Origin of the sequence: Streptomyces sp. NBC_00091, from assembly GCF_026343185.1 — a bacterium.
Classification (GTDB): domain Bacteria; phylum Actinomycetota; class Actinomycetes; order Streptomycetales; family Streptomycetaceae; genus Streptomyces.
Genome location: NZ_JAPEMA010000001.1, coordinates 2,148,660 through 2,163,604, shown reverse-complemented (window position 1 = coordinate 2,163,604; position 14,945 = coordinate 2,148,660). Strand labels below are relative to the sequence as shown.

The 14,945-nt window shown below is 73.2% G+C and carries 14 protein-coding genes; 8 read left to right on the top strand and 6 right to left on the bottom strand.

Annotation, left to right across the window (positions count from 1 at the left end; genetic code table 11):
* Positions 1–8: 8 nt before the first annotated feature.
* From OOK34_RS09740 to OOK34_RS09725, 4 genes are all read left to right on the top strand, one after another.
* Entirely contained in the window at positions 9–1,958 is a 1,950-nt protein-coding gene (locus OOK34_RS09740; RefSeq protein ID WP_267033470.1) for a biotin carboxylase N-terminal domain-containing protein, read from the top strand.
* A complete protein-coding gene (locus OOK34_RS09735) occupies positions 1,955–3,115 on the top strand; it encodes an acyl-CoA dehydrogenase family protein (protein ID WP_267033469.1) in 1,161 nt (386 codons plus the stop codon). Before OOK34_RS09740 ends, OOK34_RS09735 begins: the two co-directional genes overlap by 4 nt.
* A 414-nt stretch (positions 3,116–3,529) precedes the next feature.
* Positions 3,530–4,270, top strand: a complete 741-nt coding sequence (locus OOK34_RS09730) for an enoyl-CoA hydratase family protein (RefSeq protein ID WP_267033468.1) — start codon at positions 3,530–3,532, stop codon at positions 4,268–4,270.
* Positions 4,258–4,851 carry a TetR/AcrR family transcriptional regulator gene (locus OOK34_RS09725; protein ID WP_267033467.1) on the top strand — a complete coding sequence of 198 codons (594 nt, stop codon included), beginning with the start codon at positions 4,258–4,260 and terminating at the stop codon, positions 4,849–4,851. The genes OOK34_RS09730 and OOK34_RS09725 overlap by 13 nt, the downstream gene beginning before the upstream one ends.
* 73 nt (positions 4,852–4,924) lie before the next feature.
* Here the strand turns inward: OOK34_RS09725 and OOK34_RS09720 are convergent, their stop codons facing one another.
* On the bottom strand, positions 4,925–6,040 hold the full coding sequence (locus OOK34_RS09720; RefSeq protein WP_267033466.1) for a citrate synthase 2: 1,116 nt from the start codon (positions 6,038–6,040) through the stop codon (positions 4,925–4,927).
* Positions 6,041–6,240: 200 nt separating this feature from the next.
* Between OOK34_RS09720 and pdxH the strand changes: the two genes are divergently transcribed.
* Complete coding sequence (gene pdxH / locus OOK34_RS09715) at positions 6,241–6,903, top strand: pyridoxamine 5'-phosphate oxidase (RefSeq protein WP_267033465.1); 663 nt, start codon at positions 6,241–6,243, stop codon at positions 6,901–6,903.
* Between the two features lie 243 nt (positions 6,904–7,146).
* On the opposite strand, the gene OOK34_RS09710 is transcribed toward pdxH, so the two are convergent.
* Together OOK34_RS09710 and iscB are read right to left on the bottom strand one after the other, a co-directional pair.
* Entirely contained in the window at positions 7,147–8,070 is a 924-nt protein-coding gene (locus OOK34_RS09710) for an HNH endonuclease (protein WP_267033464.1), read from the bottom strand.
* Positions 7,958–8,518, bottom strand: coding sequence for an RNA-guided endonuclease IscB (iscB, locus tag OOK34_RS09705; RefSeq protein ID WP_267033463.1), 561 nt, complete (start codon positions 8,516–8,518; stop codon positions 7,958–7,960). Before iscB ends, OOK34_RS09710 begins: the two co-directional genes overlap by 113 nt.
* A gap of 586 nt (positions 8,519–9,104) precedes the next feature.
* Between iscB and OOK34_RS09700 the strand changes: the two genes are divergently transcribed.
* Positions 9,105–10,427: a PAS domain-containing protein gene (locus OOK34_RS09700; RefSeq protein ID WP_267033462.1), complete on the top strand. Its 1,323-nt coding sequence runs from the start codon at positions 9,105–9,107 to the stop codon at positions 10,425–10,427.
* A gap of 27 nt (positions 10,428–10,454) precedes the next feature.
* Here OOK34_RS09700 and OOK34_RS09695 read toward each other — a convergent pair whose 3' ends face one another.
* Positions 10,455–11,210: an SIS domain-containing protein gene (locus OOK34_RS09695; protein WP_267033461.1), complete on the bottom strand. Its 756-nt coding sequence runs from the start codon at positions 11,208–11,210 to the stop codon at positions 10,455–10,457.
* A gap of 225 nt (positions 11,211–11,435) precedes the next feature.
* Between OOK34_RS09695 and OOK34_RS09690 the strand changes: the two genes are divergently transcribed.
* The gene (locus OOK34_RS09690) at positions 11,436–12,128 is read left to right on the top strand and encodes a metal-dependent transcriptional regulator (RefSeq protein ID WP_267033460.1); all 693 of its coding nucleotides are present in this window, start codon (positions 11,436–11,438) and stop codon (positions 12,126–12,128) included.
* 308 nt (positions 12,129–12,436) lie between these two features.
* The gene (locus tag OOK34_RS09685; protein WP_267033459.1) at positions 12,437–13,312 is read left to right on the top strand and encodes an alpha/beta fold hydrolase; all 876 of its coding nucleotides are present in this window, start codon (positions 12,437–12,439) and stop codon (positions 13,310–13,312) included.
* On the opposite strand, the gene OOK34_RS09680 is transcribed toward OOK34_RS09685, so the two are convergent.
* Positions 13,309–13,983, bottom strand: a complete 675-nt coding sequence (locus OOK34_RS09680; RefSeq protein WP_267033458.1) for an alpha/beta fold hydrolase — start codon at positions 13,981–13,983, stop codon at positions 13,309–13,311. The two genes, OOK34_RS09685 and OOK34_RS09680, sit on opposite strands and share 4 nt — an antisense overlap.
* Positions 13,984–14,007: 24 nt before the next feature.
* Positions 14,008–14,940, bottom strand: coding sequence for an NADP-dependent oxidoreductase (locus OOK34_RS09675; protein WP_267033457.1), 933 nt, complete (start codon positions 14,938–14,940; stop codon positions 14,008–14,010).
* Between the last annotated feature and the right edge of the window lie 5 nt (positions 14,941–14,945).

Sequence of the window (14,945 nt, the reverse complement as noted above, 5' to 3'; positions counted from 1 at the left end):
GCCCGCAGATGACCAGTCCGACCACCTCGCAGAACCCGATCACCTCCCTCCTCGTCGCCAACCGGGGCGAGATCGCCGTCCGGATCTTCCGCACGGCCCGTGCGCTGGGCCTGGCCACGGTCGCCGTCCACTCCGATCCCGACGCCGACGCCCTGCACGTCCGCTCCGCCGACGCGGCCGTACGCCTGCCCGGGGCCGCCCCCGGCGACACCTACCTGCGCGCCGGGCTGCTGATCGAGGCGGCCCGCGCGGCGGGCGCGGACGCCGTCCACCCCGGGTACGGCTTCCTCTCCGAGAACGCCGACTTCGCCCGCCGGGTCCGGGACGCCGGCCTGACCTGGGTCGGCCCGCCGCCCGAGGCCATCGAGGCCATGGCCTCCAAGACCCGGGCCAAGGACCTCATGAGGGCCGCCGGGGTACCGCTGCTGGAGCCCGTCGACCCGGCCGCCGCCGCCGCCGCTGACCTGCCCCTGCTGCTGAAGGCCGCCGCGGGCGGCGGAGGCCGCGGGATGCGCGTCGTACGGGACCTCGACTCCCTCAAGGAGTCCCTCGACGCGGCCCGCGCCGAGGCCCTGTCGGCCTTCGGGGACGACGAGGTCTTCGCCGAGCCGTACGTGGAGCGCGGCCGCCACGTCGAGGTGCAGGTCCTCGCCGACGCCCACGGCACCGTCTGGGCGCTGGGCACCCGCGACTGCTCCCTCCAGCGCCGCCACCAGAAGGTCATCGAGGAGGCCCCGGCCCCCGGCCTGCCGGAAGCCCTGCGCGAGCGCCTCCACGGCGCCGCCGTGGCTGCCGCCCGGGCCGTCTCGTACCGGGGCGCGGGCACGGTCGAGTTCCTCGTCGGCGCCGACGGCCGCCCGTACTTCCTGGAGATGAACACCCGCCTCCAGGTGGAACACCCCGTCACCGAGGCCGTCTTCGGCCTGGACCTGGTGGCGCTCCAGCTGCGGATCGCCGAGGGCGCCGCCCTGCCCCCCACCCCGCCGCGGCCCGCCGGCCACGCCGTCGAGGCCCGCCTCTACGCGGAGGACCCCGCCCGGGACTGGCGGCCGCAGACCGGGGTGCTGCACACCCTCGAGGTCCCCGGCCAGGTCCGCGTCGACACCGGTTTCACCGCCGGGGACACGGTCGGCATCCACTACGACCCGATGCTGGCCAAGGTCGTCGCCCACGCGCCCACCCGCGCCGAAGCGGTCCGCCTCCTCGCGGACGCCCTGTCCCGGGCCCGGATCCACGGCCTGACCACCAACCGCGAGCTGCTCGTACGTTCCCTGCGGCACCCGGAGTTCACCGCCGGCCGGCTCGACACCGGCTTCTACGAGCGCCACCTCGACGCCCTCGTCGAAGCCGCCCCCGCCCCCCGCCTGTCCGTCCTGGCCGCCGCCCTCGCCGAGGCGGCCCCGGCCCCCGGCGCCCCGCTCGCCGCCCGCCTCGGCGGCTGGCGCAACCTCCGCTCCCAGCCGCAGAGCCGCCGGTACACCGTGGCCGGCGCCGAGTACGAGGCCCGCTACGCGCCCGTGGACGAGCCGGGCGTCCGTGTCCTGGCCGCCACCCCCGAGGCCGTCACCCTCGAAGTCGGCGGAGTCCGGCGCGTGTTCCACGTGAAACGTAATTCGAACACCGCCGGTGTGCGCGAGGTCTACGTGGATTCCGTGCTCGGCGCCCACACCCTGGTCCCCGTCCCCCGGTTCCCCGATCCCCAGGACCGCACCGAACCGGGATCCCTGCTCGCCCCCATGCCCGGCACCGTCGTCCGCGTGGCCGAGGGCCTCGCCCCCGGCAGCGCCGTCACCGCCGGGCAGCCCCTGCTCTGGCTGGAGGCCATGAAGATGGAGCACCGCATCCTCGCTCCCGCCTCCGGCACGCTCACCGCGCTCCACGCCGTCACCGGCCGACAGGTCGAGTTCGGCGCCCTGCTCGCCGTGGTCCAGGAAGCACAGGAGGAACCGCAGTCATGAGCCCCACCATCGAGTCCGAAGAACACAAGGCCCTGCGCACGGCCGTCGCCGCGCTCGGCCAGAAGTACGGCCGCGAGTACCTCGCCCGCGTCGCCCGCGAGGGCGGACACCCCGACGAGCTGTGGGCAGACGCCGCCAAGCTCGGCTACCTCGGAGTCAACCTCCCCGAGGAGTACGGCGGCGGGGGCGGCGGCATCGCCGAACTCTCCATCGTCCTGGAGGAGCTGGGCGCGGCGGGCTGCCCCCTGCTGATGATGGTGGTCTCGCCGGCCATCTGCGGCACGGTCATCGCCCGCTTCGGCACCGAGGCCCAGAAGCGGGCCTGGCTGCCCGGCCTCGCCGACGGCAGCCGCACCATGGCCTTCGGGATCACCGAACCCGACGCCGGGTCCAACTCCCACCGCATCACCACCACGGCCCGCCGGGACGGGCAGGAGTGGGTGCTCAGCGGCCGGAAGGTCTTCATCTCCGGCGTGGACATCGCCGACGCCACCCTCGTCGTCGGCCGCACGGAGGACGCCCGCACCGGACGGCTGAAGCCCTGCCTGTTCATCGTTCCGAGGGACACCCCCGGCTTCACCCGCTCGGTCATCGACATGGAACTCCAGGCGGCGGAGAAGCAGTTCGAGCTGGTGCTGGAGGACGTACGGCTGCCGGCCGAGGCGCTGGTCGGCGACGAGGACGCGGGCCTGCTCCAGCTGTTCGCCGGACTCAACCCGGAGCGGATCATGACGGCCGCCTTCGCCATCGGCATGGGCCGCTACGCCCTGGCCAAGGGCGTGGAGTACGCGAAGACCCGCCAGGTGTGGAAGGAGCCCATCGGCGCCCACCAGGCCGTCGCCCACCCGCTGGCCGCCGCCCACATCGAGCTGGAACTGGCCCGCCTGATGATGCAGAAGGCCGCCCATCTGTACGACGCGGGCGACGACATGGGGGCCGGGGAGGCCGCGAACATGGCCAAGTACGCGGCCGGTGAGGCCTGCGTCCGCGCGGTGGACCAGGCCGTGCACACCCTGGGCGGCAACGGCCTCACCCGCGAGTACGGGCTGGCCTCGCTGATCACCGCCGCCCGGGTCTCGCGGATCGCCCCCGTGAGCCGGGAGATGATCCTCAACTTCGTGTCCCACCAGACCCTGGGCCTGCCCAAGTCGTACTAGGCCCTGTCGTCAAAGTCCCTCCCCCAGCTACCGCTGGGAGGTGCCCCCAGGCCCGCGACGCCCGGCACCGCACCTCGCCGCGTTGTCGGAGCACCCAAGTACGTCCAGTACTCGGGAGCTCCTCCGCCTTGCGATGCACGGCACCGGACGCCGCGGGCCTTACCGGCGCTACTTTGACGACAGGGCCTAGGAGCCCCGTTTCCCAAGAGCATCGTTCGCGGGAGCTTTCTTTCGGGTGACACCCGGCCCGGAGGCCCGGCCCCCGCCCGCCCGCGCTTGGGCGGGGGCCGGGGGAGCCGCGTACCCTCCCCCGAGGGGCGCCCGCCGGAGCGCCCGGCCGGGGCAGGGATCCGGCCGGGGCAGGGACCCCGGCCGGGAGGATCCCGCCCCACCCGTACCCCCTCCGGAGGAGACATGGCCCCACTCGTGCACGCCGCCCGGGCGACCGGCATCACCACGCTCACCCTCGACTCCCCGGCCAACCGCAACGCGCTCTCCGCGCAGCTCGTCGGCGAGCTGCGCGCGGCCCTCGCGGCGGCGGGCGCGGACCCCGGGGCACGGGCCGTGCAGCTCACCCACACGGGCAACACCTTCTGCGCCGGCGCCGACCTGAAGTCCCCCTGCGACCCCGCCGACTTCCTCGCCCTGCTGCGCGAGGTCACCGCGCTGCCCAAGCCGGTCGTCGCCCGCGTCACCGGGCACGTACGGGCCGGCGGCCTCGGCCTGCTCGGCGCCTGCGACATCGCCGCCGCCGGGCCGCAGTCCACGTACGCCTTCACCGAGACCCACCTGGGCCTGGCCCCCGCCGTGATCTCGATGACCCTGCTGCCGCGCCTCGACCCGCGCGCGGCCTCCCGCTACTTCCTGACCGCCGAGGCCTTCGACGCCGCCGAGGCCACCCGCATGGGGCTGCTCACCCTGCACACGGGGGAGGACGTCGACGCGGCCCTGACCCCGGTCCTCGACGGACTGCGCAAGGCCTCCCCGCAGGCCCTCGCCGAGACCAAGGCCATGGTCGCCGCCGGGGTGCGCGAGGCCCTGGACCGCGACGGCGCCCGCCTGACGGAACTCTCCGCGCGCCTCTTCGCCTCCGACGAGGCCCGCGAGGGCATCACCGCCCGCTTCGAGCGCCGGGACCCGTCATGGGTACGGTGACCGGCGCCGTCCCCAAGCAGGCGCGCAGCCGGGTCACCCGGCGCCACCTCCTGGAGGCGGCCGTCTCCTGCCTCGCCGAACACGGCTGGGCGGGCTCCACCGTCGCGGTCGTCGCCGAGCGCGCCGGGGTCTCGCGCGGCGCCGCCCAGCACCACTTCCCGACCCGCGAGTCCCTCTTCACCGCCGCCGTCGAGTACGTCTCCGAGGAGCGATCCACCGCCCTGAGAGAGCTGTTCCAGGCCGCCCCGGCCCCGCGTCCGGCGGTGGTCGAGGCCCTGGTCGACCTGTACACCGGCGCCCTGTTCCGCGCCGCGCTCCAGCTGTGGGTCGCCGCCTCCAACGAGGAGCAGCTGCGCCCCCAGGTCGTCGAGCTGGAGGCCCGGGTCGGCCGGGAGACCCACCGGATCGCCGTCGAGCTGCTGGGCGCGGACGAGTCGGTGCCCGGCGTACGGGAGACCGTGCAGGGCCTCCTCGACATGGCCCGGGGTCTGGGCCTGGCCAACGTGCTGACCGACGACACGGCCCGCCGGGCCCGGGTGGTGGCCCAGTGGTCGCGGATGGTCGAGGCCGCCCTGGGCTGAGCGCCCCGGAACGCGCGTGGGCGCCGCACCCCCGGTCGGGGTGCGGCGCCCAGGGAGCCGGGACCGGCGGGGGTCAGGCGTTCCCGGCGAGGTCCGTGATGGTGGAGTAGCCCTCGATGTCGCGCGGGTCGCGCCGGCCCGGGCCGACGTAGCGGGCCGACGGGCGCACCAGGCGGCCCGTGCGCTTCTGCTCCAGGATGTGCGCCGACCAGCCGGCGGTACGGGCGCAGCTGAACATGGAGGTGAACATGTGCGCCGGGACCTCCGCGAAGTCCAGCATGATCGCGGCCCAGAACTCCACGTTGGTGGCGAGCACCCGGTCGGGGCGGCGCGCGTGCAGCTCCTCGAGGGCGGCCTTCTCCAGGGCGGCGGCCACCTCGTAGCGCGGGGCGTCCAGCTCCTTGGCGGTGCGCCGCAGGACGCGGGCGCGGGGGTCCTCGGCCCGGTACACGCGGTGGCCGAAGCCCATCAGCCGCTCGCCCTTGTCCAGGGCCTTCTTCACGTACGCCACGGCGTCGCCGGTGCGCTCGATCTCCTCGATCATGCCGAGGACGCGGGAGGGGGCGCCGCCGTGCAGCGGGCCGGACATGGCGCCGACCGCGCCGGACAGCGCCGCCGCGACGTCCGCGCCGGTGGAGGCGATGACGCGGGCGGTGAAGGTGGAGGCGTTCATGCCGTGCTCGGCGGCGGAGGTCCAGTAGGCGTCGACGGCCTTGACGTGCTTGGGGTCGGGCTCGCCGCGCCAGCGGATCATGAACCGCTCGACCACGGACTCGGCCTTGTCGATCTCGCGCTGCGGGACCATCGGCAGGCCCTGGCCGCGGGCGGACTGGGCGACGTACGACAGGGCCATGACGGCGGCCCGGGCGAGGTCGTCACGGGCCGTCTCCACGTCGATGTCGAGGAGCGGTTTCAGACCCCACACGGGGGCGAGCATGGCGAGCGCGGACTGCACGTCGACGCGGATGTCGCCGGAGTGCACCGGGATCGGGAAGGGCTCGGCGGCCGGCAGCCCGGGGTTGAACGCACCGTCGACCAGGAGGCCCCAGACGTTCCCGAAGGAGACGTGGCCGACCAGGTCTTCGATGTCGACCCCGCGGTAGCGGAGCGATCCGCCTTCCTTGTCGGGCTCGGCGATCTCCGTCTCGAACGCGACGACCCCTTCGAGTCCGGGTACGAAATCGGACATCAGGCGGCTCCTCAGATAGTGCGAACACGCGCGGCTCCCGGCGTGATTCGCGGTCCGGCGCGGTCATCCCCGTTGATGCCCGGCATGGCCGATGGTCACCCGCGCGGGGACCCTCGGACCAGCCCCAAGATTTTGTCCGTTCCGGTGGGCCTGCGGAAGCGTGACATACGGCACACCGGCAGCTGTCGTCCTGCGGCAGGATGGCCCGTGTGACCGATCAGGACATTGACCCCGCCGTCATGCGCAAGCAGTACCGCTCGGAGATCGTGACCGAGGAGAGCCTCGCCGAGGACCCGGTGGCGCAGTTCGCCGTGTGGTTCCAGCAGGCGGCCGACTCGCACCTCTTCGAGCCGAACGCGATGGTCGTCTCGACCGCCACCTCCGACGGCCGCCCCAGCTCGCGCACGGTGCTGCTGAAGCAGTTCGACGCGCGGGGCTTTGTCTTCTTCACCAACTACGGCTCCCGCAAGGGCCGGGAGATCGACGAGAACCCGTACGTCTCGCTGCTCTTCCCCTGGCATCCGATCGCCCGCCAGGTCATCGTGACGGGCACGGCCGCGCGGATCGGCCGGGACGAGACGGCCGCCTACTTCCGCTCCCGGCCGCACGGCTCGCAGCTGGGCGCGTGGGCGAGCGAGCAGTCCCGGGTGATCGGCTCGCGCGAGGAGCTGGACCGCCGTTACGCGGAGCTGGCGGAGCGCTACCCGGAGGGCGAGCAGGTCCCGGTGCCGCCGGAGTGGGGCGGGGTGCGGGTGGTGCCCGACGCGGTGGAGTTCTGGCAGGGCCACGAGAACCGGCTGCACGACCGGCTGCGGTACGTCCTGGAGGGCGGCAAGTGGCGGCTGGAGCGGCTCTGCCCCTGAGGCTGCCCGGGGGGCCGAGCGAGGTGGTTCCGACCCGCTTGCCGCCGTTGCCCGGAGCGGGCAACGCAGACGACCCGCGGGCTCGGGTCTCTCTCCTGCAGTGAGAGAAGCCGGCCGGACGTACCGGCGAGCCCGCGGGTCGGGTGACTGCTGTGGATTGGCGCCTGGCGATCCCGCCGGGCACCGCACTGGGTGCGTGCGACGACGGGCGCTTAGCCCGCAGCCACCTCACGCGTCCGGATTTCATACATTTCCGGGATCACCTCCTTTCAGTGTGCGACCACTGTAGGCAGGCCTGTGGACGCCGCTCAACCGAATTTCGGGGGCGAATCCGTAGGTATATCCATCGGCCCTCTGGAGCAGCCTGAGATGCCGATGGGAGACGTCGAAGCGGCTGGTCAGAGTGCTGATGCGGTGCTGGCCGCTCGTCCGGACCGCGATGCGTCCCACCCAGGTACCGGCCCATTTCCCCTGGGGAACCACGGCTCGCACCAGGTCGCCGGTGACATACCCGTGGTGGATCTTGCTGCGAGGCCGCCGCAAGCGAGGGAACCCGAACCGGTCCGGGGTGGTTCTGGCGTACGAGCCTCGCCCCGTCGAAGCCACCACCAGGATCTGTGTGGGCGCCCGTACGACGGCGTCTCCTCGATCATGGTCAATAAACCCAATCGACAGGGCATCGAGTGTGTGGCTCTTCGGTAGTCCCATCACTACGCGGTTCCAGCGGGTGCGGCCACCCGACCAGGTATGCACCGGTACATCCAGCACCCCGAGAGTCTCCACGAGCCGGAATCTGGTGGCGTTCATGGCGGCGACGTCCTGTAGCGGTCTCCTGAGCTGGGCGATCACGCTTCCCAGGCGGGCAGGCTGGTCGATGAGGAACTCCTCGACCCGTAGAGTCCCCTTCGCCTGGTTGCAGGGAACGCAGGCTAGGACAAGATTCGACACGCGGTCTGATCCTCCTCGGCCCCGGGGACGGACGTGTTCGATGTTGAGCGGTACTCCGGTGGCGCCGCAGTAGGCGCAAGATCTGTTCCACTTGGCCAGGAGGAACTCACGGATCTCGGATCCGGCGCGCGTTGGCCCCGGGTTCTCTCGTAGTGCGGGATGGCCCGACCTCTGCGACAGCGGTCGTGTCGAAGGCGACCTGCTCCACGTGGATCTCAAGAACTGGTGCGTAGCGGCACAGCCGCGTGACGAGCGACATCGTGGAGTCGATGCGGTGGCGCAGGGACGGTGGGAGCCAGCCGTTCGGCCGGGGGCGGTTGTCGTGCCGAGGGGCCCGGTACCGGAGATTCGCCGTGCGCCGTCGGCGACGGTATCCCGCGCGCCGCATCATGCCGCTGTGGATCTGCTGTCCCCGATGCCGGAGCTCGATTGCGACCAGCCCTCGGCGTGCGACGGCGGTTCGACCTGTTGGACCAACGTGGTGGCGTTCATCGGTCACGGCGATCCCCGTCGCCTTGGAGCCGGGGTCGAGGCGCAGTTGTACGCCCGAGACGTCGGAGACCGCGCGCGTTCGGTGTTTGAGCCGGATGGTAAAGGGCGCGTGCCGTGCTACGACGGCACGTCTACTGTCGAGTAACTCGCGTGCACGGGCAGGGCGGCAGGGCATGAGCGGCTCACCTCCTTTGGCCAGAACGAAAACTCGGCTTGCTGTTCGGCGGGGAGCGTCACCGCTCCCGGTCTCTGCCATGGACGCTGCTGAAGCAGCGGATCCGGCGTTCCGCCGACGGGTCCAGGTGCGGCGCCCGCCGGTCTCCCCTCGCCCATGTTCCACACCGGTGCCCGGCCTTGCGGCCGGGAGTCCGTGAGCCGTTTCGTCCCTGCTCCCGGGGGTGTCTGCTCTCACGGATTCCAGAGCGGGCTGCTGAGGAAGCACAGCCTGGTGGGTCTGCTCACCTGCGGAGAACGTAGTCATCGAGGCACCTTCTCTGATCCGAGGATCGTGATGACTGGGGCTGGTCACTCCGTGAGGGAGCGAGTGACCTCCCTTCTCGTGATGCAACTGACGCTACCTACCTCGATCGGGCAGCGGGGACGGACAAGTAGACATCACTCGAACGTGTGGTCGTTCTGTGGTCGCGCCGTCCGCGGCATCCCAGTGCGCATCGATTTCCCCGAACGCGGTGTGGGCTGCGTCACGTTCCAGTTCAATGATCTGACGTGCCGCACACGCGAACACCTGCAGGGGGTGCCAGGTGAGTGCTTCCGGACGTAGTGACACCGCCGACGATCTGCTCGCAGCGCTGCTCGACGGGATGGACGCCGCCCTGTGCGCGTTCGACTCCGGCGGCGTGATCACCCACTGGAACCGCGAGGCCGAGCGGATCCTCGGCTGGACCGCCGCCGAGGCCGTGGGGCGGCGCGGGTTCGCGGGCTGGGCCGTGCGCGCCGCCGACGCCGCCGACGTACAGGACCGGCTGATGTCCGCGCAGGACGCGCCCGGCCGGCAGGTGCACGAGTTCGCCCTGCTGACCAAGGACGGCGGGCGGATCCTCGTACGGACCCAGTCCGCCGCGGTGCCCGGCGCCGACGGGAAACCGGCCGGGGTCTACTGCGCCTTCAGCGAGGTCCACGCCCAGATCGACCTGGAACGGTCCATCGCCCTGAGCGAGGCGCTGATGGACGACGCCTCCTGGGGGGTCGTCCTCGTCGACGTGGACCTGCGCCCGGCGGTGGTCAACGCGCACGCCGCCCGCGCCTTCGGGGCCGGGCGCGGCGCGCTGCTCGGGCGGCCGCTCGGCGATCTGCTGGCCCAGGGCGTCGAGGAGCTGGAGGGCGCGCTCCAGCACGTGCTGGCCGAGGGGGCGCCGCCGTCGCCGCTGGAGCTGTGGGTGTCGGTGCGGACCGCGGAGGGGGTGCGCCGGCGCTGCTGGCGGAGCGGGTTCCTGCGGCTGGCGTCGCCGCTGGCGGAGGAGCCGGTGCCGCTGGGGGTCGGCTGGCTGTTCCAGGACGTCACCGAGGCCCGGCAGGCCGAGCTGGACACCGGGCAGCTGCGGTTCCGGGCCAACCAGCTGCACCGGGCGGGGCGGGCCGCCGCCGAGTGCGAGGACCCGGCGGAGGCGGCCGCCGTCCGGCTGGACTTCGCGCTGGCCGGCTTCGCGGAGCACGCGCTGGTCGACGTACGGGAACCGGGGCCCGGGCGGCGGCTGGTCCGCTCGGCTGTGTCCCCGTCCGGGCTGGCGCTGCTGCTGCCGGGGCCGGGCGCGATCCCCGTCCGGTACGAAGCCGCGCACCCGGCGCTCCAGGCCATGGACCGCATCGGCCCGGTGCGGGCCGGCGCCCCGGAGGGCGGCGAGGCGGCCGAGGCGTGGGCCCGGGCCCGCCAGTGGCCCCCGGGCTCCACGTACGCGCTGTGCGCGGTGCTCCGCAGCCGCGGCCGCACCCTGGGCGCCCTCACCTTCCTGCGGGGTGCCTCGCGCCCGCCCTTCGAGCGCGCGGACGCCCTGTACGCGGAGGAGGTCGCGGCCCGGGTGGCGGCGGACCTGGACCTGGCCATGGGCGGTCCGGCGGGAGGCTGAGGGGGCCGGGCGCCTGATGGACACCCCCTAGTGGCGGAAGAAGATCCGGTCCCCGTACTCCTGCATGACGCGCCCGTTCCACTCGTGGCCGCCGTCCACGTTCCCCGAGCGCAGCAGCGGCGGCTCGACGCCCCGCGCCACCAGCTCGCCGGCCGCCGCCGCCATCACCGCCTGCATGATGGCGCTGGTCACGACGGTGGAGGCGGGGGCGAACGGCGCGTCGACGCCGTCGACCGACAGCTCGGCGTCGCCGACCGCGATCTTGCTGTCGAGGACGATGTCGCAGTGGTCCTTGAGGAAGGTGCCCGAGACGTGCCGCGACTTGGTCTCCGTCGCGTACGCCACCGAGGTCACCCCGATGACCTCGAGGCCGATCGCGCGGGCGTTCATGGCCATCTCGACGGGCAGTGCGTTGCGCCCGGAGAGCGAGATGACGATGAGGACGTCCCCCGCGGAGGCCGGGCTGCTGTCCAGGACCGCCCCGGCGAGTCCGTCGACCCGCTCCAGGGCGCTGCCCAGCGTGGCGGGCATGACGTCGACGCCCGCGGTGCCCGGGACGGCGAGGAAGTTCATCAGCGCGAGGCCGCCGGCCCGGTAGACCACGTCCTGGGCGGGCAGCGAGGAGTGCCCGGCGCCGAAGGCGAAGAGCCGGTTCCCGGAGGCGACGGCCCGGGCGATCACGGCCCCGGCCTCGGTGATCCGCGCGCCCTCCTCGTCGCGCACCCGCTCCAGCAGGCCGATGGCGGCGTCGAAGAACTGACCGGCCAGCTTGCTCTCGCTCATACGCCGTGGGCCCTTTCAGGGTGGGGTGCGCGGTGGCTGCGTCGTCGATGTCCGCCGCTCACCGTGCGGTCTGTACCAAGGGCGTGTCAATACGGGCGTCAATCCCGGGCCGACCGTCCCCGTGGGGATGTCCAGTACATGCCTTGACGCTCGGCGCGGGACGGTTGTCGGCCCGATGCGTCAGAATTGGGGACAGGGCCAGCGCACGCAATCCGAGGGGCACGAATGTCCGGACTGATCGACACCACGGAGATGTATCTCCGCACCATCCTGGAGCTGGAAGAGGAAGGTGTGGTCCCCATGCGCGCCCGGATCGCCGAGCGGCTGGACCAGAGCGGCCCGACGGTGAGCCAGACCGTGGCCCGCATGGAGCGTGACGGGCTGGTCGCGGTGGCCAGCGACCGGCACCTGGAGCTGACCGACGAGGGCCGCAAGCTCGCCACGCGCGTGATGCGCAAGCACCGGCTCGCGGAATGCCTGCTCGTCGACGTCATCGGCCTGGAGTGGGAGCAGGTGCACGCCGAGGCCTGCCGCTGGGAGCACGTGATGAGCGAGGCGGTGGAGCGGCGCGTGCTGGAGCTGCTGCGCCACCCGACCGAGTCTCCGTACGGGAACCCGATCCCGGGCCTGGAGGAGCTGGGCGAGAAGGCCGAGGCGGACCCGTTCCTGGAGGACGGCATGGTCAGCCTGTCCGAGCTGGACCCGGGCAGCGAAGGCAAGACGGTGGTCGTCCGCCGGATCGGGGAGCCGATCCAGACCGACGCCCAGCTGATGTACACGCTGCGGCGGGCGGGCGTGCAGCCCGGCTCGGTGGTGAGCGTGACGGAGTCCCCGGGCGGGGTGCTGGTCGGCAGCGGCGGCGAGGCGGCGGAGCTGGACGCGGACATCGCCTCGCACGTGTTCGTCGCCAAGCGCTGACCGCTGCGGCAGCAGCTGGTTCGCCCCGTTGACGGCGGTGCGCGGAGAGTGGTGGAAGTGGGCGGTCCCGGCGCCTTTCGGCGCCGGGACCGGTCCTCCCCTTGTTGACCTGGAGCCCCGAGCTCTCAAGGTCATCCCCTTCGGACCGTCTTCCCCGAGCGGCCCGCCTCCCTGTTGAAAGGATCTCCATCGGCAGCGGCGGCCAATCCTTGAGCAAGGTCACTCGAAAGAGCGGTGTTGCCGGCGAGACGCCCGTTTTCGAATGCGGGTTCGATAGTCTGGCCGGGAGCGAAGGGGGTGCATCTCCGGTGGTACAGCGCATCGATGTGACGGGTGCCGACGGCGTTCGCCTGGCCGCCTGGGAGTTCCGGGAACCGCCCGCGGAGCCCCGGCAGCCGGCGGTCCTGTTACTCCACGGCCTGATGGGCCGCGCCCTCCACTGGGCCGGCACCGCGCGCTGGCTGGGCGAGCACCGCCGCGTCGTGGCCCTGGACCAGCGCGGGCACGGCCACAGCGGCCACCCGTCGGCCGGCCGCGACCGGGCCGCCGCCGCGCTCCTGGGCCGCGAGGCCTTCGTCGCCGATGCGGAGGCCGTCATCGAGCAGCTCGGGCTCGGCCCCGTGGTGCTGATCGGCCACTCCATGGGCGCCCTCACCGGATGGCAGCTCGCCGCCCGGCGCCCCGAGCTCGTCCAGGCCCTGGTCATCTGCGACATGCGCGCCTCCGCGCTCGGCGAGGCCTCGCAGCAGGAGTGGGAGGACTGGTTCCGCCGCTGGCCGGTGCCCTTCCCCACGCAGGACGCCGCCCGTCGCTGGTTCGGCGAGGACGACCCCCGGGTGGAGCGCCCCGACCCCGGCCGCGGCGCCTTCTTCGCCGAGGTGATGCATGAGGCGCCGGACGGCTGGCGCCCGCTCTTCTCCCGCAGCCAGATGCTGACCGTCCGCGAGACCTGGGTGCACGACGCGCACTGGGAGGAGCTGGCCCAGGTCCGCTGCCCCACCCTGGTCGTCCGCGGCCTGGACGGCGAGCTGGGCCGCGCGGAGGCCCAGGAGATGGTCCGCGTCCTCCCGGCCGGCCAGTACGCCGAGATCCCGGATGCGGGCCACTACGTCCACTACGACCAGCCCGCCGCGCTCCGCGCGGCGCTGGAGCCCTTCCTCGAGGGGGTCACCGTGTCTCCCTAGCGCTGCCCGGCCGCCAGCAGGACCTTCAGCAGCTCCTGCGGCGCGTCCCGCATCACGTTGTGCCCGGAGGCCAGCGCGTGGGTGCGCCAGGCGGGGTCGCCGAGCAGCCGCTCGTACAGCGCGGTGAAGGGGGACGCGCCGTCCCAGCCGGCCGCGTAGACGTAGTCCCGGCTCCCGAAGCGGTCCAGCCCGCCCTCCAGGCGGACCGCCTGGAGCAGGGAGGCCAGCGGGTGCGGGGTCGCCCGGGGGTCGAAGAAGGGCAGCGGCGCGCTGGCGTAGCCCGTCTCGGCCACGCCGTTCAGGTACCAGCCGCGCTCCTGCTCGGTGACGAGGGACCAGGTGGAGTCCCCGTCCTCGGGGACCATCGCGTCGATGTACACCAGCCCCGCCACCCGCCCGGGCGCGCGGTCGGCGGCGCCGGTTATCACCATCCCGCCGTAGCTGTGCCCGACCAGCACCGCGTCGGTGATCTCCTGGTCCGCCAGCAGGTTGACCACGTCGTCGATGTGGGTGTCGAGGTTGACCGAGGCGCTGAGCAGGTGCCGCCGCTCTCCCACCCCGGTGAGGGTCAGCGGGAAGGCCTCGTGGCCGTGCTCGCGCAGCTGCCGGGCGAGGGGTTCGTAGGTCCAGGCGCCGTGCCATGCGCCGGGGACGAGGACGTATGTGGCCATCGTTTCTCCTTGACGGTCGGTCGGTCAGTCGGTGACGGTGAGAACGATCTTGCCGGTGGTCCGGCGGCTGTCGGCGAGCTCGTGGGCCTTGCCCGCCAGTTCCAGCGGCAGGACCGTGTCGATCTCCGGCCGCAGCAGACCGGCCTCCGCCAGGGCGGCGATCTCCCGCATCCCCGCCTGGTCGGCCTCCACGGCCATGAAGGCCGCGCGCAGCCCGAGCGGGCGGGCCTCGTCCGCCAGGTACGCCTCGGCCGGGGAGGCGAGGGAGACCACGATGCCGCCGGGGCGCAGGGCGCGCAGCGAGCGCGGCCCGTACTCCCCGCCGATGGCGTCGAGTACGACGTCGACGGGCGGGGTGGCCGTCTCGAAGTCGGCCCGGGTGTAGTCGACCAGCTCGTCGGCGCCGAGGCCGCGCAGGAAGTCGTGCTTGGCCGCGCGGGCGGTGCCGATGACGTACGCGCCGCGGGACTTGGCGATCTGCACGGCGAGGTGGCCGACCCCGCCCGCCGCCGCGTGGATCAGCACCCGCTGCCCGGGGCGCAGGCCGGCGGTGTCCACCAGGGCCTGCCAGGCGGTGAGCGCGGCCAGCGGCAGCGCGGCGGCCTGTACGTGGCTCAGCGCGGCGGGCTTGCGGACCAGGTGCCGGGCGGGGGAGGTGACGTACTCCGCGTACGTGCCCGCCGGGAGCGGGTGGCGCGGCATGCCGAACACCTCGTCGCCGGGGGCGAGGGTGGTGACCCCGAGGCCGACCGCCTCGACCACGCCGGAGACGTCCCAGCCGAGCCGGATCACCTCGCCGGCGAGGCCGCCGGTGGCGCGGTGCCAGGAGTCCGTCGGGTTGACCCCGGCCGCGTGGACCCGTACGAGCACCTCGGCCGGCCCGGGCACCGGACGCTCCACCTCGACGACCTCGAGCACCTCGGGCCCGCCGAACCGGTCCTGGGCTACCGCACGCATCTCAT